17 protein-coding genes are annotated in these 19,802 nt (G+C 61.7%); 9 read left to right on the top strand and 8 right to left on the bottom strand.

Features of this window, described 5'->3' with window-relative positions; translation table 11 throughout:
- Positions 1 to 50 precede the first annotated feature (50 nt).
- Positions 51 to 1,421, bottom strand: a complete 1,371-nt coding sequence (locus PVW27_RS17705; protein ID WP_274560032.1) for a class II 3-deoxy-7-phosphoheptulonate synthase — start codon at positions 1,419 to 1,421, stop codon at positions 51 to 53.
- A gap of 208 nt (positions 1,422 to 1,629) precedes the next feature.
- Between PVW27_RS17705 and PVW27_RS17700 the strand changes: the two genes are divergently transcribed.
- Entirely contained in the window at positions 1,630 to 2,634 is a 1,005-nt protein-coding gene (locus tag PVW27_RS17700) for a GlxA family transcriptional regulator (protein WP_274560030.1), read from the top strand.
- 8 nt (positions 2,635 to 2,642) lie between these two features.
- Here PVW27_RS17700 and PVW27_RS17695 read toward each other — a convergent pair whose 3' ends face one another.
- Positions 2,643 to 3,758, bottom strand: coding sequence for a PQQ-dependent sugar dehydrogenase (locus tag PVW27_RS17695; protein WP_432762095.1), 1,116 nt, complete (start codon positions 3,756 to 3,758; stop codon positions 2,643 to 2,645).
- Between the two features lie 172 nt (positions 3,759 to 3,930).
- On the opposite strand from PVW27_RS17695, the gene PVW27_RS17690 reads away from it, so the two are divergent.
- The 5 genes from PVW27_RS17690 to PVW27_RS17670 all read left to right on the top strand — a co-directional run bounded on the left by PVW27_RS17690 (position 3,931) and on the right by PVW27_RS17670 (position 9,131).
- Entirely contained in the window at positions 3,931 to 5,115 is a 1,185-nt protein-coding gene (locus tag PVW27_RS17690) for an ABC transporter substrate-binding protein (protein WP_274560029.1), read from the top strand.
- 94 nt (positions 5,116 to 5,209) lie between these two features.
- Positions 5,210 to 5,992: an ABC transporter ATP-binding protein gene (locus tag PVW27_RS17685; RefSeq protein ID WP_274560027.1), complete on the top strand. Its 783-nt coding sequence runs from the start codon at positions 5,210 to 5,212 to the stop codon at positions 5,990 to 5,992.
- Positions 5,989 to 6,819: an ABC transporter ATP-binding protein gene (locus tag PVW27_RS17680; RefSeq protein ID WP_274560026.1), complete on the top strand. Its 831-nt coding sequence runs from the start codon at positions 5,989 to 5,991 to the stop codon at positions 6,817 to 6,819. The genes PVW27_RS17685 and PVW27_RS17680 overlap by 4 nt, the downstream gene beginning before the upstream one ends.
- Before the next feature lie 3 nt (positions 6,820 to 6,822).
- A complete protein-coding gene (locus PVW27_RS17675; protein WP_274560024.1) occupies positions 6,823 to 7,833 on the top strand; it encodes a branched-chain amino acid ABC transporter permease in 1,011 nt (336 codons plus the stop codon).
- Complete coding sequence (locus tag PVW27_RS17670; protein WP_274560022.1) at positions 7,830 to 9,131, top strand: branched-chain amino acid ABC transporter permease; 1,302 nt, start codon at positions 7,830 to 7,832, stop codon at positions 9,129 to 9,131. Before PVW27_RS17675 ends, PVW27_RS17670 begins: the two co-directional genes overlap by 4 nt.
- 69 nt (positions 9,132 to 9,200) lie before the next feature.
- On the opposite strand, the gene PVW27_RS17665 is transcribed toward PVW27_RS17670, so the two are convergent.
- A complete protein-coding gene (locus tag PVW27_RS17665; protein ID WP_274560020.1) occupies positions 9,201 to 10,745 on the bottom strand; it encodes a helicase HerA-like domain-containing protein in 1,545 nt (514 codons plus the stop codon).
- Positions 10,746 to 11,217: 472 nt separating this feature from the next.
- On the opposite strand from PVW27_RS17665, the gene PVW27_RS17660 reads away from it, so the two are divergent.
- Positions 11,218 to 11,832, top strand: coding sequence for an invasion associated locus B family protein (locus PVW27_RS17660; RefSeq protein WP_274560019.1), 615 nt, complete (start codon positions 11,218 to 11,220; stop codon positions 11,830 to 11,832).
- A 63-nt stretch (positions 11,833 to 11,895) separates the two neighbouring features.
- Here the strand turns inward: PVW27_RS17660 and PVW27_RS17655 are convergent, their stop codons facing one another.
- From PVW27_RS17655 to PVW27_RS17640, 4 genes are all read right to left on the bottom strand, one after another.
- Positions 11,896 to 13,104 carry a beta-ketoacyl-[acyl-carrier-protein] synthase family protein gene (locus PVW27_RS17655; protein WP_274560018.1) on the bottom strand — a complete coding sequence of 403 codons (1,209 nt, stop codon included), beginning with the start codon at positions 13,102 to 13,104 and terminating at the stop codon, positions 11,896 to 11,898.
- Positions 13,101 to 13,364, bottom strand: a complete 264-nt coding sequence (locus tag PVW27_RS17650) for an acyl carrier protein (RefSeq protein WP_274560016.1) — start codon at positions 13,362 to 13,364, stop codon at positions 13,101 to 13,103. The genes PVW27_RS17655 and PVW27_RS17650 overlap by 4 nt, the downstream gene beginning before the upstream one ends.
- A gap of 73 nt (positions 13,365 to 13,437) precedes the next feature.
- A complete protein-coding gene (lpxD, locus tag PVW27_RS17645; protein ID WP_274560014.1) occupies positions 13,438 to 14,529 on the bottom strand; it encodes a UDP-3-O-(3-hydroxymyristoyl)glucosamine N-acyltransferase in 1,092 nt (363 codons plus the stop codon).
- Between the two features lie 28 nt (positions 14,530 to 14,557).
- Positions 14,558 to 16,078 (bottom strand): L,D-transpeptidase family protein, encoded by a 1,521-nt coding sequence (locus tag PVW27_RS17640; protein WP_274560079.1) that lies wholly within the window; start codon positions 16,076 to 16,078, stop codon positions 14,558 to 14,560.
- 530 nt (positions 16,079 to 16,608) lie between these two features.
- Between PVW27_RS17640 and PVW27_RS17635 the strand changes: the two genes are divergently transcribed.
- Positions 16,609 to 17,178, top strand: coding sequence for a YcbK family protein (locus PVW27_RS17635; protein WP_274560012.1), 570 nt, complete (start codon positions 16,609 to 16,611; stop codon positions 17,176 to 17,178).
- A 144-nt stretch (positions 17,179 to 17,322) separates the two neighbouring features.
- Positions 17,323 to 18,867, top strand: coding sequence for a fused MFS/spermidine synthase (locus tag PVW27_RS17630; RefSeq protein WP_274560010.1), 1,545 nt, complete (start codon positions 17,323 to 17,325; stop codon positions 18,865 to 18,867).
- 33 nt (positions 18,868 to 18,900) lie between these two features.
- Here PVW27_RS17630 and PVW27_RS17625 read toward each other — a convergent pair whose 3' ends face one another.
- Positions 18,901 to 19,692 (bottom strand): hypothetical protein, encoded by a 792-nt coding sequence (locus PVW27_RS17625; RefSeq protein ID WP_274560008.1) that lies wholly within the window; start codon positions 19,690 to 19,692, stop codon positions 18,901 to 18,903.
- Positions 19,693 to 19,802: the final 110 nt, after the last annotated feature.

Genomic DNA, 19,802 nt, shown 5'->3' with positions numbered 1-19,802 from the left:
AACGGCAGGCCAATGGCCTGCCGTTTATGGTTTGATACATCCTTGCGGGATCAAACGGCGGCCGCCGCCTGACGCTCGGCCCGCAGGCTGGACAATTCTTCAGCCACGAGGAAGGCCAGTTCCAACGACTGGCTGGCGTTCAGGCGTGGGTCGCAAGCGGTGTAATACCGATCCGACAGATCCTCATCGCTGACCGCGCGCAGTCCGCCGGTGCATTCGGTCACGTCCTGCCCCGTCATTTCGAAATGCACGCCGCCGGGGATGGTGCCCTCGGCCTTGTGAACGGCAAAGAATTCCCGCACTTCGCGCAGCACAGCGTCAAACGGCCGGGTCTTGTAGCCGGTCGAGGATTTGATCGTGTTGCCATGCATGGGATCACAGACCCACAAGACATTTGCGCCCTCGTCGCGCACTGTCTTGATCAGACGCGGCAGATGTTCGGCGACCTTGCCCGCGCCGAAACGCGCGATCAGGGTCAGGCGGCCCGCCTCGTTCTTGGGGTTCAGCTTGGCCATCAGCACCTTGAGGTCATCCGAAGTCATGGAAGGCCCGCATTTCAAACCGATCGGGTTCAGCACGCCCCGGCAATATTCCACATGCGCGCCATCGGGCTGGCGCGTGCGGTCCCCGATCCAGACCATATGGCCCGACCCTGCAAGCCACTTGCCCGAGGTGGTATCAAGACGCGTCAACGCCTCTTCATATTCCAGCAACAACGCTTCATGGCTGGTGTAGAAATCCACCGTTTGCAGCGTATGGGCCATCTTGCTGTCGATACCGGCCGCCTTGATGAAATCCAGCGTGTCGCTGATCCTGTTGGCCATATCGCGGTATTTGGCGGCCTTCTCGCCCTCGGTGAAGCCGAGCGTCCAGCTATGGACCTGATGCACATCGGCATAACCACCCGTCGAAAAGGCGCGCAGAAGGTTCAGAGTTGCGGCCGCTTGCAGATAGGCCTGCAACATCCGCGCGGGATCGGGCTGGCGCGCCTCGGGTGTGGCAGCCAGATCGTTGATGATATCGCCGCGATAGGAGGGAAGCTCCATCCCGTCGATCACCTCGGTCGGGGCCGAGCGCGGTTTGGCGAATTGCCCCGCCATCCGGCCCACTTTCACAACGGGCACCTTGGCACCATAGGTCAGCACCATCGCCATCTGCAGCATGACCTTGAAGGTGTCGCGGATCGCATTGGCGCTGAACTGGTCGAAGCTTTCGGCGCAATCGCCACCCTGCAACAAGAACGCCTCACCGCGTGCGGCCTCGCCCAGAGCGGCCTTGAGTTTGCGCGCCTCGCCTGCAAAGACCAGCGGCGGATATTTCGACAGTTGCGCCTCGACCGCCGACAACGCGGCCGCGTCGGTATAGTCGGGCATCTGAACCCGGGGGCGTTTGCGCCAATCGGTTTTCTGCCACTCGGTCATGTCTCTATCTCCGCCAGAGTCCTGAAGTCCGGCCTTCTATACAAAAGCCGCGCCCCTCATGCCACAAGCGATTTTCAACACGACAGTGAAAGGCGACGCGAACAGGTCGCGTTTTGGCGCAATTGCACCTCAGAACGCCGTTGCGGCCCTTGATGCGGATAAGCAAACCTGTTCAATTGCCGCACAACACCGATGGAGCGCCCGTCACATGCCTTCGCCCCGACCTATGGTCAAGGATCCAGCCCCGGCTGCGGCACCGCGGCGCTTTGTCTTTGTCCTGCTTGATAATTTCACCCTGCTCAGTTTCGCTTCGGCACTGGAAAGCCTGCGGATTGCCAACCGCATGCTGGGGCGCACGGCCTATACGTGGATGCTGATCGGCGAAGGCGGGACCAGGATTCGCTGTTCTGCGGGCACCGAGTTTCAACTGGATTCCGATCTGACAGACCTGACCCGAGACGACGTGGTTGTGGTCTGCGGTGGCGTCGACGTGCAGAAATCGACCACCAAGAAGGTGATCTCGTGGCTGCGCCGCGAAGCGCGCAAAGGCATGTTGCTGGGCGGGCTGTGCACCGCGAGCTATGCCTTGGCCAAGGCGGGTTTGCTGGACGGAAAGCGCGCTACGATCCATTGGGAAAACCAAGACAGTTTCGCCGAGGAGTTCGAAGAGGTTGATCTGACCAAATCGGTCTTTGTGGTGGATGGCAACCGGTTCAGCACGGCGGGCGGGATCGCCTCGATCGACCTGATGCTGAAGCTGATCGCGACCGACCATGGCGAGGAATTGGCCAATCTGGTGGCGGACCAGTTCATCTATTCCTCGATCCGCACGGATCAGGATACGCAGCGCCTGTCTGTGCCGACCCGAATCGGTGTGCGCCATCCCAAGCTCAGCAGGGTCATCCAGATGATGGAGAGCCATATCGAAGAACCGATCAGCCCGTCGGTGCTGGCGCGCGATGTGGGGATGTCGACGCGGCAGCTGGAACGGTTGTTCCGCCGCTATCTGACCCGCAGCCCCAAGCGCTATTACATGGAGCTGCGCCTTCAGAAAGCGCGCAACCTGCTGATGCAGACAGATATGAGCGTGATCAACGTGGCGCTGGCCTGCGGCTTTGCCTCACCCTCGCACTTCTCGAAATGCTACCGCGCGCATTATGACACAACGCCCTACCGCGAACGGGGCAGCCATGCGACGCGACTGTCGATCTGAAAACCGTGTCAGGGCGCGATGCGATAGATCGTGCCCCGGCCTTCGCTGATGAACCAGATGGACCCGTCAGGCGCTTGCCGGATATCCCGGACGCGGTCAGTCTCGCGGCCCTTGATCTGTTCCGCTTCCCGCAAGGGCGTGCCGCCAATGCGGGCCACATAGTCGAACTTGAGAGATCCGACGAACATCTGACCGCGCCAGTCGGGCCATAGATCGCCCGTATAGACCGCCATGCCCGAGGGCGCCATCGACGGGTCCCAATACATCTGCGGTTGCTCCATCCCCGGCTTCGCGGTGCCTTCGCCAATCGGGAGGCCCGAATAATGCCGCCCGTAGGATATGACCGGCCAGCCGTAGTTTGCCCCGCGTTGCACCAGATTGACCTCATCCCCGCCGCGTGCGCTATGTTCAGCCAGCCACAGCCGCCCCTCGGCATCCAGCGCGGCCCCTTGGGGATTCCGATGCCCCCAGGACCAGATTTCGGGCAGCGCATCATCGCGACCGACAAAAGGGTTGTCCGCGGGCACCGAGCCATCGCGATTGAGGCGGATCACCTTGCCGTTGTGGCGTAGCAAATCCTGCGCGCTGTCATCGTCGCCCCGGTCGCCCGTGGTCAGAAAGATCGTGCCATCCGCCGCCTCGACAAGACGGCCACCGAAATGCCGCCCGCCGGACGAGCCGGGCTTCATCTCGAACAACAGGCGCATGTCTTCCAGCCGTCTGCGATCCTCCGACAGGCGGGCGATGGCCATCGCGGTTCCCTCGGACCGGCCCTGCGGCCTGGCATAGCTGAAAAGGATCTCACGACTTTGGGCAAAATCCCGTGGGACCAACACATCCAGAAGGCCACCCTGCCCCGCCACCCGGATCTCGGGGAGACCGGACACTTGATTGCGTTGGCCATTTGCTCCGACATGCCACAGGCGTCCTTCCCGTTCGGTGACCAAAAAACCCCCATCCGGCAGGAACCCCACGGCCCATGGCGTTTCGAACCCATCGGCCATGGACGTGACCTCCACCGCCTGACCACTTGCATCCAGCGCCTGTGACGGGCCTGTCGTGGCCAGCATGGTGCAGATCGTCACCGTGAGGGCTGTCGTCAGAAGAGCCGCGCGCATCCTCATGTGCTCCTTGGATTGACCTTGGGTCCGGTGTGTTCTGACCCTTCATATAGGGGCCTTCCCCCTCACAAAAAGTCGCAATCGGGTGATTGCACGGCTCGCATTGCGCTTTTCTTTTGATCAAAGTGGCAATAACCTGCCCACTGGACTTAATGTTCCAATATGGGAGAACAACATGAAAAGACTGCTTTTGGCCACGGCCGCGACCGCTCTGCTGTCGGGTGCTGCCTCGGCACAGGAGATCAAGATCGGCATCATTCTGGGCTTCACCGGCCCTCTGGAATCGATCACCCCGAACATGGCGGCCGGCGCTGAACTGGCGATTGCCGAAGTCAACGCCGCAGGCACCCTGCTGGATGGCGCGACCGTCACCTCCGTGCGCGGCGACTCCACCTGCATCGACGCTGGCGCGGCCACGGCTGCGGCAGAGCGTCTGATCACCTCGGAGAACGTGAACGCCATCATGGGCGCGGATTGCTCGGGTGTGACCGGTGCGATCCTGCAGAACGTGGCGCGTCCCAACGGTGTCGTGATGATCTCGCCCTCGGCCACCTCGCCGGGCCTGTCCACCGCCGAAGATGACGGCCTGTTCTTCCGCACCGCACCGTCGGATGCGCGTCAGGGCGTCGTGATGACCGAAGTGATCATGGACCGTGGCATCAAATCCGTGGCCTTGACCTATACCAATAATGACTATGGCAAGGGTCTGGCGGATGCTTTCGCAGCCGCCTTCACCGAAGCTGGTGGCACCGTGACGATCAACGCCAGCCATGAAGACGGCAAGGCCGACTATTCCGCCGAAGTCGCGGCGCTTGCCTCGGCCGGTGGCGAGGTTCTGGTGGTTGCAGGCTATACCGACCAGGGCGGCAAGGGCATCATCCAGGCCAGCCTCGACTCGGGCGCGTTCGATACCTTCGTTCTGCCCGACGGCATGGTTGGTCAGCAGCTGGTCGATGATATCGGCGACGGTCTGACCGGGTCGTTCGGCCAGTATCCCGGCACCGACAGCGCAGGCGCGGAAATGTTCCAGGCCAAGGCAACCGAGGCCGGCTTCGACGGCACCTCGGCTTTCGCTCCGGAAAGCTATGACGCGGCGGCGCTGATCCTGCTGGCGATGGAGAAGGCTGGTTCCACCGCTTCTGCTGATTTCAAGGATCACATCATGGATCTGGCCAACGCCCCCGGTGAGGAAATCTTCCCCGGCGAGCTGGCCAAAGCCATCGAGATCATCAAGGCTGGCGGCGATATCGACTATGTCGGTGCCACCGCGGTCGAGCTGATCGGACCGGGTGAATCCGCGGGCAACTACCGCGAGATCGAGATCAAGGACGGCAAGATCGAGACCGTGAACTTCCGGTGATCTGACGCTACGGAAACGAACGGCGCGGGGGCTTCCCCCGCGCCGTTTGCTTAAGATAAAGGCACGCGACAACAACAGTGCCGGGGGAAAAGGTATGATCAAAGTCGACAACGTCGTGAAGGCGTTTGGCGGGTTCCGTGCCGTTGACGGAGCCTCGCTCGAGATCAGGCAGGGGGCCATCACCGGGCTGATCGGCCCGAATGGCGCGGGCAAGACCACGCTGTTCAACGTGATCGCCGGTGTGCTGAAACCCACGTCGGGCAAGGTCACGATGATGGGCGAGGATATCACCGGTCTGCCGCCGCACGACCTGTTTCACAAAGGCTTGCTGCGCACCTTCCAGATCGCGCACGAATTCGGCTCGATGACCTGCCGCGAGAACCTGATGATGGTTCCGGGCAACCAGTCCGGCGAAAGCCTGTGGAACACGTGGTTCGGACGCAAACGCATCGCGGACGAGGAGCGCGCCCTGCGCGCCAAGGCCGATGAGGTGCTGGAATTCCTGACGATCAGCCATCTGGCCGAACAGAAGGCCAGCCAGATTTCGGGCGGGCAGAAAAAGCTGCTGGAACTGGGGCGCACCATGATGGTGGATGCGAAAATCGTCTTTCTGGACGAGGTGGGCGCCGGCGTGAACCGGACCCTGCTGAACACCATCGGTGATGCCATCGTGCAGCTGAACAAGGAACGCGGCTATACCTTTGTCGTGATCGAACATGACATGGATTTCATCGGGCGTCTGTGTGCCCCCGTGATCTGCATGGCCGAGGGCAAGGTTCTGGCCGAGGGCACGCTGGCCGAGATCAAGGCCAATGAGCAGGTGATCGAGGCCTATCTGGGCACCGGCCTGAAGAACAAGGACATGGTGGGCGCATGAGCAGCAGCAACCCCTATCAGGATGATCGCGGCAACAAGGACCGCTCGATCACCAACCCCACGGGACAGGGCACAGCCATGCCCCGCAGCAAAAGCGGTGCGGTCACCTCCGCGCCCGGCGGCCCTTTCCTGATCGGCGAGGCGATGACCGGCGGTTATGGCAAGGGCCCGGACATCCTGCATGAATGCACCATCGCCGTGGACCGCGGCGAGATCGCCGTGATCGTCGGTCCCAATGGCGCGGGCAAGTCTACCGCCATGAAGGCCGTTTTCGGAATGCTGGACGTGCGCTCGGGCCGCGTTCTGCTGGACGGCGAGGATATCACTGCGCTGACGCCGCAGGACCGCGTGGTCAAGGGCATGGGGTTCGTGCCGCAGACCAGCAATATCTTTACCTCGATGACGGTCGAGGAGAATCTTGAAATGGGGGCCTTCATCCGCAAGGACGATTTCCGCGATACCATGGCGCAGGTCTATGACCTGTTCCCGATCCTCAAGGAAAAGCGCCATCAGGCAGCGGGTGAATTGTCCGGCGGGCAGCGCCAGCAGGTGGCTGTCGGCCGCGCTTTGATGACCAAACCAAAGGTCCTGATGCTGGATGAACCCACCGCAGGGGTCAGTCCCATCGTGATGGATGAATTGTTCGACCGCATCATCGAAGTGGCGCGCACGGGTATTCCGATCCTGATGGTCGAGCAGAACGCCCGTCAGGCGCTGGAGATCGCCGACAAGGGCTATGTGCTTGTTCAGGGGCGCAATGCCTTTACCGACACCGGCAAGGCCCTGATGGCCGACCCCGAGGTCCGCAGATCGTTCCTGGGGGGCTGAGGCATGGATCTTCTCAACGCATTCATCACGCTGTCGAATTTCGTCATCATTCCCGCAATCGCCTATGGCAGCCAGTTGGCGCTGGGCGCGCTGGGCGTGACGCTGATCTATGGCATCCTGCGGTTTTCCAACTTCGCCCATGGCGATACAATGGCCTTTGGGACCATGATCACCATTCTGTTCACATGGTGGTTCCAGCATATGGGGCTGAGCCTTGGGCCCTTGCCCACAGCCATCCTCGCCCTGCCCTTCGGTATTGCGGGCTGCGCCTTGTTCGTGCTGTTGACGGACCGCGCCGTCTATCGCTTCTACCGCATGCAAAAGGCCAAGCCGGTGATCCTTGTGATCGTGTCCATGGGCGTGATGTTCATCATGAACGGTGTCGTCCGCTTCATCATCGGGCCGGATGATCACAATTTCTCGGATGGCGAGCGGTTCATCATCTCGGCCCGCACCTTCCGCGACATGACGGGGCTTGAGGAAGGTCTTGCGATCCGCACCTCGACCGGCATCACCGTCGTGACGGCGGTGGTCGTGGTGGCGCTGCTGTTCTGGTTCCTGAACAAGACGCGCACGGGCAAATCCATGCGCGCCTATTCCGATAACGAGGATCTGGCGCTGCTGTCGGGCATCAACCCTGAAAAGGTCGTGGTGGTGACTTGGGTTATCGTGGCGGCCTTGGCCACCGTGGCGGGCACGCTTTACGGTCTGGACAAAAGCTTCAAGGCCTTCACCTATTTCCAACTGCTTCTGCCTATCTTCGCTAGCGCCATCGTGGGTGGTCTGGGCAGTCCGGTGGGCGCCATCGCGGGCGGTTTCGTCATCGCCTTTTCCGAGGTGACGATTACCTATGCGTGGAAGAAAGTGTTGGTCTACGCCCTGCCTGACGGGATGGGCCCTGACGGATTGGTGCAGCTTCTGTCCACCGATTACAAATTCGCCGTCAGCTTCATCATCCTGCTGGTCGTGCTGCTGTTCCGCCCGACGGGCCTGTTCAAGGGGAAATCGGTATGAACGAGATGGTCAAGAATACCGGGCTGTTCGCCATTGTCGCCCTGTTGATCGTGATCACCGGTGTGATGCAAAGCTGGAACACCGCGCTGCTGATCCTGAACATGGGCCTGATCAGCGCGATCATGGCGCTGGGGGTGAACCTGCAATGGGGTTTCGCAGGTCTGTTCAACGTGGGTATCATGGGCTTCGTCGCCCTCGGCGGTCTGGCCTCGGTGCTGATCGCCATGCCGCCCACCGAAGGGGCATGGGCCGCAGGCGGCTATGGCATCGTGCTGGGTCTGCTCATGGGGGCGGCCACCATCGTGGCGGCCGTGCTGACCTATCAGCGCATGCCGAACAGTCGGGCGCGCACTCTGGCAATGCTTGCGATCCTGACGATTGGCTTCTTCCTCTATCGCGCGGTCTATGATCCCGGTGTCGATGCTGTCGAGTCGATCAACCCCGCATCCACCGGCAATATCGGCGGTCTGGGTCTGCCGATCCTGCTGTCCTGGCCCGTGGGCGGGTTGCTGGCCGCAGGAGTCGCGTGGATCATCGGCAAGACGGCACTGGGTCTGCGGTCCGACTATCTGGCCATTGCCACGCTGGGCATCGCCGAGATCATCATCGCCGTGATGAAGAACGAGGATTGGCTGGCGCGCGGCGTCAAGAACGTGATCGGCCTTCCCCGCCCTGTGCCGCTGGAAGTGGACCTGCAACGCGACCCGGAATTCGTGGAACGCGCGGCGGGCTTTGGGCTGGATGCGGTCACCGCCTCGACCATCTATGTCAAACTGGAATACGCCGCGTTGTTCGCCGTGGTGCTGGTGATCCTGCTGTGGATGGCGCAGAAGGCGCTGAATTCGCCGTGGGGCCGGATGATGCGCGCGATCCGCGACAACGAGGTCGCAGCCGAGGCGATGGGCAAGGACGTGACCCGCCGCCATCTGCAAATCTTCATTCTCGGATCGGCCATCTGCGGTATCGCGGGGGCCATGATGACCACGCTGGACGGGCAGTTGACGCCGGGCACCTATCAGCCGCTGCGGTTTACCTTCCTTGTCTGGGTGATGGTGATCGTGGGCGGATCGGGCAACAACTTCGGCGCTGTGCTGGGTGGTTTCCTGATCTGGTTCCTTTGGGTGCAGGTGGAACCTATCGGTCTATGGCTGATGAGCTCGCTGACCTCGGGTATGACGGATGGTGCGCTGAAAACGCATCTGATGGACAGCGCCGCGCATATGCGTCTGTTCACCATGGGTCTGATCCTGCTCTTGGTGCTGCGTTTCAGCCCGCGCGGATTGATCCCTGAGAAGTGAGTGATCTTGACCTGTAGGAAAGGCCCGCCCGGATTGCTCCGCGCGGGCCTTTTCCATTGAACCGGTCGGTCAGCGGCCCCGGAACAGGCTGCCCAGAATACCGCGCACGATCCGTTTGCCGGTCGTGCCTTTCAACTCCTTGATAACGGCCTGACCAAAGGCCTCGCCCAGACTGTCAGGTTCGCGGCTGCGACTTGTGCCGCTGCGCTTGGGCGCGCTGGTCGGCTGATAGCGGCGGGCGGATTTGAACTCACGCTCCTCCTCCGCGGCGCGCGCTTCGGCAGCCGCGGCCTCTTCCGCCTCGCGCGCCGCCTCTGCCGCGATGCGCTGCAACGCTTCATAGGCCGAATCCCGGTCCAGCGGCGTCTCGTATTTGCCGAACAGATCCGACGTGCGGATCAGGGCGCTGCGTTGCGCTTCGGTGATCGGTCCCAGTTGCGAGGATGGCGGTCGGATCAACGTCCGTTCGACCATGCCGGGAATACCCTTGCGTTCCAGAAACGAGGTCAGCGCCTCGCCCACACCCACCTCGCGGATCGCATCTTCGGTGTCGAAGCGCGGATTGGTCCGATAGGTCTGCGCGGCGCGGCGCAACTCCTGCTGGTCCTTGCCGGTGAAGGCGCGCAAGGCATGCTGCACCCGGTTGCCCAACTGACCAAGGATCGTCTCGGGCACGTCACCCGGACTTTGCGTGATGAAATAGACGCCGACGCCCTTGGACCGGATCAGGCGCGCCACCTGTTCGACTTTTTCGACCAGGGCCTTGGGCGCATCATTGAACAGCAGATGTGCCTCGTCGAAGAAGAACACCAGCTTGGGTTTCTCGGGATCGCCAACCTCGGGCAGGGTCTCGAAGAGTTCGGAGAGCAACCATAGCAGGAAGGTCGCGTAAAGGCGCGGGCTGTGCATCAGACGGTCTGCGGCCAGGATATTGACCATCCCGCGCCCATCCGTGTCGCAGCGCATAAGATCCGCCAGTTCCAGCGCCGGTTCGCCAAAGAAATGCGCGCCCCCTTGGTTTTCCAGCACCATCAACCGCCGCTGGATCGCGCCGACCGAGGCGACGGCGATGTTGCCATAGCGCAGCGACACCTCACCCCGGTTTTCGCCCAGCCAGACCAGAAAGGCTTGCAGGTCCTTGAGATCCAGAAGCGCCATGCCCTGCTCGTCGGCCATGCGGAAGGCGATGTTCAGAATGCCTTCCTGCGCCTCGGTCAGTTCCAGAAGTCGGCTCAGGAGGAGCGGTCCCATTTCAGCCACAGTCGTGCGGACCGGATGCCCTTGGGTGCCGAACATGTCCCAGTAGGTCACCGGAAAAGCCGTGTACGCGAAATCATCGAACCCGATCTTGGCCGCGCGCTCTGTGAAAGGTGTGTGCAGCTTTCCGGCAGGATCACCCGGAAGGGCCAAGCCCGACAGGTCCCCCTTCACGTCGGACATGAAAACCGGCACGCCGGCCGCAGAAAACCCCTCGGCCAGAATCTGCAGCGTGACTGTCTTGCCAGTGCCGGTTGCCCCGGCGATCAAGCCGTGCCGGTTGGCATAGTTCAGCAGCAAGCCCTGCTTGGTGCCATAGCCCTCGCCACCACCGCCCACAAAAATCGCATTCTCCACGGTCACCCCTTTCGCCTAGCCCGGCCCAGTTCAAGATTGCCCCTGCGGGCGTGACGTCAAAAATACAAGCTTAACCTTTATCTGCCAGTGTGAATCCTGTCCGATGCCGCGCAACCGTGCGGTTTCGGGCGTTTTTCCTCCCTGTCAGACTGGCCGCATCCCTGGATGCGGCCTTTTTTCGATCTGCGGCGAAATTGTGATCCCTTGCCTGTTGACCGATGGCGGGATTCAAATTAGCGTGACCCCAATGACTAAGTCGGCCAGTCCGACGGGGAGCAAAAAAATACAAGAAAGGGGCCGCAAGGCCCCTTTTATTGTTCCTGATCCGTCAGTTGAGATGCGTTCCTGATGTTTCGCACCCCGGCAGTTTTCCGCCCCTGTCGGTGAAGGATCCATAAATGCGCCCTGACATTGGCGAACCGACATGATAGAGCGCCCGCAACAGTGTTTTTCAGGAACAGGACCGGAAAGAATGAACCATTTTCTGACACGGATTTCGATCGTCGCGGCACTGGCCGTGGCAGGCCCGGCCTTTGCGCAGGACACCACGACGACACCGCAGACGGAAACCCCGGCCCCCGCGCCCGCCGACCCCGGCCTTGCCATGGGCGAGACGGTTGCCGACGGACCGCAGGCGGGTCAGACCTATGTGCGTGAAGTCTCGGGCGATTGGTCCGTGGAATGCCTCAAGGTCGAGGAAGGCGAAGAGCCCTGCCAGATCTTTCAGACCCTGACGGATGGCGAAGGCAATCAGGTCGCCAATATGCGGATCTTCAAACTGCCTGCAGGCGGACAGGCCGAAGCCGGTGCCTTGGTCGCCGTGCCGCTGGAGACGCTGCTGACCGCGCAGCTGACCATCACGGTTGATGGTACGCAGCCCAAGCGTTACCCCTTCTCGGTCTGCGACCGTCAGGGATGCTATGCCCGTATCGGCCTGACCGCCGAGGATATCGCCTCGTACAAGCGAGGCGCATCGGCCACCGTGACGCTGGTGCCCTTCGTTGCGCCGGACGAGCGGGTCGAGGTCAAGCTGTCGCTGTCGGGTTTCACAGCCGGATATGAAAAGGTGACCGTGCCGACCGAGTGATCGGGTTTACCGCCGAGAGCTAGGGAAAGCCGTCCCTTGGGGCGGCTTTTTCATGAGCGGCGCTCAGACCCGGCGCAGCGCCAGAACCGCGTTGAGCCCGCCAAAGGCAAAGGCGTTCGACAGCGCCACATCGACCTGCGCCTCGCGCGCTTCGTTCGGCACCACGTCCAGCGCACATTCGGGGTCGAATTCCTCATAGCCGATGGTGGGCGCGATGATCCCGTCCCGCAGCGCCATGATACAGGCCAGAAGTTCCACCGCCCCTGTTGCCCCGATCAGATGCCCATGCATCGACTTGGTCGAGGAGATCATCAGCTGGTCTGCATGCGGGCCGAACACATCCGCGACGGCGGCACATTCGGTCTTGTCATTGGCGGCAGTGCCGGTGCCATGGGCGTTGATATAGCCCACCTTGTCCGCCGCGATCCCGGCATCGCGCAGTGCACCGGCAATCGCCCGCGCCGCCCCCTGCTTGGACGGCATGACGATATCGGCCGCGTCCGAGGACATGGCATAGCCCGCCACTTCGGCCAGAATCTCGGCCCCGCGGGCGCGGGCATGTTCGAATTCCTCGAACACGAAAACCCCCGCCCCCTCGCCCTGTACCATGCCGTTGCGATTGGCCGAAAACGGACGGCAGGCGTCCTTGGACATCACGCGCAGCCCTTCCCAGGCCTTGATCCCGCCGAAGCACAGCATGGATTCAGATCCGCCCGTGATCATCACCGGGCTCATGCCCGAGCGGACCATCTGAAAGGCCTGCGCCATCGCGTGGTTGGAGGAGGCGCAGGCAGTGGACACCGTGAAGCTGGGGCCGCGCAGGTTGTATTCCATCGACACATGCGAGGCGGCCGCGTTCATCATCAGCTTGGGCACGACGAAAGGATGGACGCGGTTCTTGCCCTCTTCATAGACAGCCCGGTAATTGTCGTCCCATGTGCTGACACCGCCGCCAGCGGTGCCCAGAACAACGCCCGCGCGGTTGGCCAGATCGCCACTGAACTCCAGCCCCGCCTGCCGGATCGCCTCGCGCGCGGCCATCAGGGTGAACTGCGTGAAACGATCATAGAGCGTCATCTGCTGGCGGTTGAAATGGCCTTCGGCCTCGAACCCCTTGATCTGGCCGCCAATCTGGATCGACAACCGCTCCACGTCACGAAACTCCAGCGGGCCGATGCCGCAGCGCCCCTCGCGCATGGCTGCAAGGGTCTGGGGCACGTCATGGCCAAGCGCGTTGATCGTCCCCGCGCCTGTAATGACAACACGTTTCACGACCCGGCCTGTTCTGCCATCAGCTTCTCGATCCCCGCGATGATGCTGGCGACAGATGAGATGTCGAAATCGGATTTCTCGGGCTCGTTGGCGTTGAAGGGGATCGAGATGTCGAAGGCTTCCTCGATGGCGAAGATGCTTTCGACCAGTCCCAGACTGTCGATGCCCAGATCCTCAAGCGTGCTGTCCGGGGTCACGTCGGCAGGGTCCAGCACGGCCTGTTCGGCGATGATGGCGATGACACGGTCCGAGATGCTCATGGATACGCCCTTCCATTGTGGTCTTGCTCATACCCCGCCTGATGGCGGGCCAAGCGGATATTGCGGTGCCGATTTAGTCACTCTTGTCCGACTTGAAAACTGCTTTCTGGATCGCTGCGACATCGCGGAACAGGCGCGGCAACCGGCGCAGCGCCTTGTAGCTTTCGATATGGCTATCCATCTTCACAGCCGGATAACCCAGCATCACACGGCCCGCAGGCACGTTCGACATGATCTTGGTGGCGCCGCCCGTGATGACATTGTCCCCGATGAAGAGATTGTCCCCTACGCCGGTCTGCCCAGCCAGAACCACGTTATTGCCCACCTGGGTCGAACCTGCGATCCCCACCTGACCGCAGATCAGGCAATCATTCCCGATCACCACATTATGCCCGATATGCACCAGATTGTCGAATTTCACACGGTGGCCGATCCGCGTGTCGCGCACCGTGCCGCGATCAATGCAACTGTTGGCGCCCAGTTCCACGTCATCGCCGATGGTGACGCTGCCCAGCGAATGGATGCGGGCCCAGGATTGGGCCGCGACCTCGCCCTGATCGCCCAGCGTGGCGCGGGCCTTCTCGACCCCCGAAGGTTCAGGCGTGACAAAGGAGAACCCGTCCGCCCCTACCACTGCGCCGGGATGGCCGAAGAACCGCGCGCCGATGGACACGCGCGCAGCAAGACGCACGCCTTCGCGCAGAAAAGCCCCCTCACCCAGAACCGCATCCGCGCCGACATAGCATTGTGGTCCGATCACCGATCCCGCGCCGATCCGCGCCCGCGCGCCGATCACGGCCAAGGGGCCGATGGAGACGTCCGCACCGATCTGCGCCGAGGGATCGATCACGGCAGAGGGGTGGATGCCCGCCGCATAGCCTTCGCCCTTGTCCATCATGGCGGACAGTCCCGACATGGCATAGCGAGGGCGTGGAGCCACGATCGCCGCCTCAAGCCCCAGGGCCTCCCAGTCCGCGCCGGACCAAAGCATGGCCGCGCGCGCCTGCCCGCGGGGCAGACCTTCCGCATATTTGGGCGACATCGCCAATGCCAGATCTTGGGGTCCCGCCATGGCAGGTTCGGCGACACCCGCCACCGACAGGTCAACAGCGCCGAAAGCCTCTGCTCCCAGCGCCGCCGCGATTTGCTTTACCGTATAGGCCATGCTGCCCCCCGTTCCTGACGGGGCAGATCTACCCCTGAACTGCGCGCAGTTCCACCCCTGCCCGTTCCAGCGCTTCCCATATCTTTGTGTCACGCCCGTAAACGTCGCGGCGGAAATTGGTCTTGCCCTTCGCGCTGGTAAAGGCGGTGCGATAGATGAGGTGTACGGGCACAGGTTCCGTCAGGTTCACGCGAGTCTGCCGACCCGAGTCGAGGATCGTGTGGAAGAAGGTCTTGGGATCAGCCTCCTGCCGGGCCAGCAGCGCATAGGCAAAGTCATGCGGATCGTTCAGACGCACACAGCCGTTGGAATAGGCCCGACTTTCACGGGAAAACAGGCTCTTGTCGGGTGTGTCATGCAGATAGATCGCATAGGGGTTCGGAAACATGAACTTTACCGTCCCAAGCGCGTTCGACCGGCTGGGCGGTTGCCGCAGATTGTAGGGGAAGGTGCGGGCGGTATAGCGCGAGAAGTCGATATTGCCGCGTGGGATCACCCGGCCCCGCGCATCGGTCACTTGCAGGTGCCCGAGCGCATTGGGGTTGCGCTGAAGCGCTGGCAGGTAATCGCGCTGGATAATGCCTGTGGGCACGGTCCAGTCAGGGTTGATTTCAAGATACTGCATCATGTCCGAGAATTCGGGCGTGCGCTTGGCCGGATCGACCGCCCCGATGACCGAGCGGGTCTGGAATGTCACCTTGTCATCGTCGATGATCTTGGACTGGAAATCGGTCAGGTTGACAAGAATATGGCGCTTGCCGCGTTCCTCGCCCAGCCAGCGCTCCCGCTCCATCGCGACGATCACCGATTTCAGGCGATCCGCCACTGGCGTGTTGATCTCGGTCATGGTCGTGGCTCCGGCCACGCCATCGGCATTCAGCCCGTGATCGGTCTGGAATCTTTGCACCGCCGCCTGGATGGCTGCGTCATAGGTCTGGCTGGCGCTGCGCTCGAGATAGCCCATCGCGATCAGCCGGTTGCGCAGGGCCACGACGGCGGCACCGCTGTCGCCCGGCTCCAGCGCCTTGACGGGCACGGTTTCGCCCCAACCGCCCTGACCAAGAATACGCTCAAGGCGCATCTTCTCTTTCATCAGCCGGTTATATTCGGCCGTCGACGGGGCCAAGGTGCGGAAGAAGGCGGCAGGTGTGCTGCCGGCAAAGCTGTTGAGCAACGACAGGCGGTCACGATAGGCCACCTTGCGCACGATCCCGCGGTCAATCTCGGACGGCACGAGAATACCGGACTGCAGGTCGCGGGCAAAGCGCAGGAAGATGCGCGACATCTGAACCTCGAGCTGGCCCAGATCACGCGGGCTTTGCGCGGCGCGCATCGCGGCCATCAGCGTGTCAGCCTCATAGCGGGCAACCGGCAAACCATGTTCGGGGGCATCGGCGATCGCCTGCATCAGGGCGCGGCGGCGATCGGTATCCTGTGCACCTTCTCCGGTCCACAGAGGGCGATACCCGGTATCACGATAGAAGGCGGCGATGTCCTTGTCCGATGACGCAGCTTCGGCTACGGCCTGCTTGAACGCAGTGACGCGCATCTGCGCGCCCGCCTGCGCGAGGGACTGCGCCTGTTCGGGCGTCAGAGTCTGGGCCACGGTCTGCACCTGCGGCGCAATCTGAGTCTGCGCCAGAACAACCTCGGTCATGCCCAGCGACACCGCCGGTATCAGGGCCAGAGACTGTATCATGCGGGACAAACCAGCCATACGGGGCTGGACGGGTGTCAAAAGCTGGCCAACGCCAAACATCGCGTTCCTTACTCCAATACGGGCTAACTGTAGTGTCCAGCAGTGAAAACTTGGACCGCGAAAGTCCATTCACATTTTGTCATCTTGTCGTGGCATCCGCCGAGGTGGTGCAGGCTTGCATCGGTTTACCAAAGAAATAAGGCCCAACACCGCGATTGGCGAGATTTCGCCGAAAAGTCCTTGCGCGGCAAAAAAGAAGGGAACCGTGACTTGGTTCACGATTCCTTATGTGTAATACATTACGCAGCATCTGGGGATGGATGGCAGAAAGCCGCGTAACATCGCGGGGAAACAGGCAAGCGACGGGACTGACGCTCACCATGACCGAAGACAACTCCTCGAGCATTTCGCGCCGGGCCCTTCTGGGTGCGTTCGCGGCAACCGCTCTGATAGCAGCGCCCACCTACTCCAAAGCCGCAGGTTTCCTGCGCCGCAGCGGGGATATCCGGCGCATCAAGATGTACTCGGGTCGGACTGGCGAACGCCTTGACACGATCTACTGGGTTGAAGGCGACTACATCAAGGACGCCGTGGCCGAGATCAACCATTTCATGCGTGACTGGCGGACCAATGACATCAAGCAGATGGACCTGCGCACCATCGACATCATGGCCGCAGCCCACAACCTGCTGGATGTGAACGAGCCTTATATGCTGCTGTCTGGGTATCGCAGCCCCAAGACCAATGCCATGCTGCGCTCGAATTCGTCCGGCGTGGCGCGCAACTCGCTTCACCTTCAGGGCCAAGCTGCCGATCTGCGTCTGGCCTCGCGCTCGGTCGGTCAGATGGCCCGCGCTGCGGCCGCCTGCCGTGCCGGTGGCGTCGGAAGCTATTCCGGCTCGAATTTCGTGCATATGGATTGCGGCCCGGTCCGCAAATGGGGCCGCTGAGCCACCGTTTCCAAGGACTCTTTGGCTGACCCGCAAGTGCACACTTGCGGGTTTTTGCATTCGAATGTGCCGTTTCACTCTTGCAGCCCAAGGCCGTTTTGTCCCAACTGCCCCCGCAGATGATCCGGTCGGGGAGGACAGGCGATGAACAGCATCGTATCAGGTGACGTGAATAACAGACTGCCCAGCGTCGCCGTGCTGGTAATCTTGCAAGCCGCCGTGTCTGCCGCCTCGCTGGTGGTCGAGATCGTGGCGGGACGGATGCTGGCGCCTTATGTGGGCATGTCGCTGTATACCTGGACATCGATCATTGCCGTGGTGCTGGCGGGGTTCTCTGCCGGTCACTGGGCCGGTGGCCGCATCGCCGAGATGCAGGCGCCGCGCGCGTTGCTCTGGACCGGTTGGTCGATGCTGGGCGCGGGCCTGACCACGGCGCTGGCGGTATTCGTCCTGCGCAGCGGGGCCGATGTCCTGCTGCCGCATATCGCGAACCCGATCGGCGCGATTGTGGCGCTGTGCATGATCGCATTCTTCCTGCCGTCGTTCTTTGCCGGCATCCCCGCGCCAGTGCTGGCGCAGATTTCGGTGGCGGCGGCGCCCGATCAATCGGGACGCGCGCTGGGTGCGATGTTCGCCTCAGGGGCCATCGGCGCCATCGCGGGCACACTTCTGGCCGGATTCGTCTTTGTTGCTTGGCTGGGCTCTGTAGGCACTTTAGCGCTGGTGACCCTGTGCTACCTTGTCGCCGCGCTGCTGATCCTGTGGCTGGCACGGCGCGCGGGCGATCCGTCCGGCATGCTGGTCGCGGGGCTGGCAACGCTGGTCGGTTTGGTGCTGGCCGGGGCCACCATCGCGCAACCATCCCCCTGCACCGAGGAAAGCGACTATTTCTGCATCCGGGTCGAGGATGTCTCGGCCGATCCGAACAGCCCGGTCCGGCTGATGGTGCTGGATCATCTGGTCCACGGTGTGTCAGCCCGTGACCTGCCCGAGGTGATCTTCTACGATCACGCTGCATTGCTGGACCTGCTGGCGCGCGAGCGGATGGGCGGCACGGATTTTTCCGCCTTCTTCATCGGCGGCGGCACCTTCACCGTGCCGCGCAAATGGTCAACAATGGCGCCGCGCCCCGATGTGACGGTCGCCGAGATCGACCCGACGGTGACGAAGGTGGCGATCCGCGATTTCTGGTTCGACCCCGAGGGCACCCGTATCCTCAATCAGGACGCACGCACCGCCTTGCGCACCGATGGCAGCCGCTATGACGTGATCATCGGCGACGCCTTCACCGACATTGCGGTGCCCGCGCATCTGGTGACGGAAGAGTTCTTCACGCTGGTGCGCGACCATCTGACCGAGGATGGTGTGTTTCTGATGAACGTGATCGACCACGCCGACCGGATGATCGCGCTCATGTCGCTGGTCCATACACTGGAACAGGTCTTTCCCCATGTGGAAATCTGGACAGAAGCCCGCCGCCCCGAACCCGGCGAGCGGATGATCAACATCATCGCCGCAGGATTCAGCCCCACCGCTGTGGACATGTTGCAAGGCATGTCACCCGCCCCCATCACCTTTGCCCGCATCCCGGCGGAGGCGCAGGCGCAATTGAAAGCCGCGCGCAATCCCATCGTGCTGACCGACAACTACGCGCCGATCGACCGTCTGATCGGGGCGGAGAGTTACTGACCGCCTCAAATATCCGTTTTGCCTCGTAGGCTACTACCAGCGGAGTCCGGTATATTCGAAACCGAACCCCCAGCTATCATTGCTGAATTCAGGAATGCTGGACCTTGTGATTTTGTGACTCACATAAGCCATGACATTTCTTACAACTGTGCGACTTGCCCTGAAGGTGATACTGTTTTCTGATCGGTTCTGACCGAAAAGATTGCCACCCCTCTCTTCGGCGTAACTGATCGACAGACGTGTCGGTTTGCCGATCAAGATGGCACCATATCCAAGATCGGCGGCAAATGTTTGCCTCAGGTTGCCTTCAATTATCTCGCCAAAGGTGACACTACCATCCACGGCACCGAATGCGCTGATCATACTTCTTGAGGCCACGCGTACGCGGTTCTGGTCAATTCCGTTATTTGATTGTTGGATGACTGTTACAGACAGTTCATGTGTGGCCGGTGCGCTGTCGAACAGATGGCCGACGGATAGCGACCGTGTGTGTGATCTTGCCGTGTTCCGTTCGTTGTCAAGATCGCCTTTCGACAGGCATCCATCCGCGTAGGTCCATGTGTCCGCAGTGTAGCGTAGGCAAAGCCCGACGGAGCGGTCGGTGATATTGGTATGAAATTCAGGGGAATGTCTGCGCCCGATTTGGGCAAACCCATTCAACATCAGACCCTGCGCCAAGGGGATATCTAAGCCAGCGCTTGCTCTTGCTCCAAAGGTCAGGGCCTCCCGCGCCCTTGTATTTTCGCTGACTGTGAATCGAAATGCGCCGAGGTCAATTATATCAAAGGGCAAACCGCCGTTGATATTGTTGTGGCTCTGTTGCACAAATCCTGTGAGGGATTCATCTCGTGAATCCAGCGTGGTAGCTGGGATGCATGAGCAGACACATACCCCCGACCTACAAGACCAGGAACTGGCCAGCCTACAATGAAGCG

The organism is Seohaeicola sp. 4SK31, assembly GCF_028802875.1.
Lineage (GTDB): Bacteria > Pseudomonadota > Alphaproteobacteria > Rhodobacterales > Rhodobacteraceae > Seohaeicola.
This window is presented reverse-complemented; position numbering and strand designations above follow the sequence as displayed.

Coding starts and splice junctions, on each gene's coding strand:
- PVW27_RS17705 (WP_274560032.1), bottom strand. CDS start 1,421: ATGACCGAGTGGCAGAAAACCGATTGGCGCAAACGCCCCCGGGTTCAG.
- lpxD (WP_274560014.1), bottom strand. CDS start 14,529: ATGGCCTATACGGTAAAGCAAATCGCGGCGGCGCTGGGAGCAGAGGCT.
- PVW27_RS17700 (WP_274560030.1), top strand. CDS start 1,630: ATGCCTTCGCCCCGACCTATGGTCAAGGATCCAGCCCCGGCTGCGGCA.
- PVW27_RS17630 (WP_274560010.1), top strand. CDS start 17,323: ATGAACAGCATCGTATCAGGTGACGTGAATAACAGACTGCCCAGCGTC.
- PVW27_RS17660 (WP_274560019.1), top strand. CDS start 11,218: ATGAACCATTTTCTGACACGGATTTCGATCGTCGCGGCACTGGCCGTG.
- PVW27_RS17695 (WP_432762095.1), bottom strand. CDS start 3,758: ATGAGGATGCGCGCGGCTCTTCTGACGACAGCCCTCACGGTGACGATC.
- PVW27_RS17635 (WP_274560012.1), top strand. CDS start 16,609: ATGACCGAAGACAACTCCTCGAGCATTTCGCGCCGGGCCCTTCTGGGT.
- PVW27_RS17685 (WP_274560027.1), top strand. CDS start 5,210: ATGATCAAAGTCGACAACGTCGTGAAGGCGTTTGGCGGGTTCCGTGCC.
- PVW27_RS17640 (WP_274560079.1), bottom strand. CDS start 16,078: ATGCGCGTCACTGCGTTCAAGCAGGCCGTAGCCGAAGCTGCGTCATCG.
- PVW27_RS17680 (WP_274560026.1), top strand. CDS start 5,989: ATGAGCAGCAGCAACCCCTATCAGGATGATCGCGGCAACAAGGACCGC.
- PVW27_RS17675 (WP_274560024.1), top strand. CDS start 6,823: ATGGATCTTCTCAACGCATTCATCACGCTGTCGAATTTCGTCATCATT.
- PVW27_RS17650 (WP_274560016.1), bottom strand. CDS start 13,364: ATGAGCATCTCGGACCGTGTCATCGCCATCATCGCCGAACAGGCCGTG.
- PVW27_RS17690 (WP_274560029.1), top strand. CDS start 3,931: ATGAAAAGACTGCTTTTGGCCACGGCCGCGACCGCTCTGCTGTCGGGT.
- PVW27_RS17670 (WP_274560022.1), top strand. CDS start 7,830: ATGAACGAGATGGTCAAGAATACCGGGCTGTTCGCCATTGTCGCCCTG.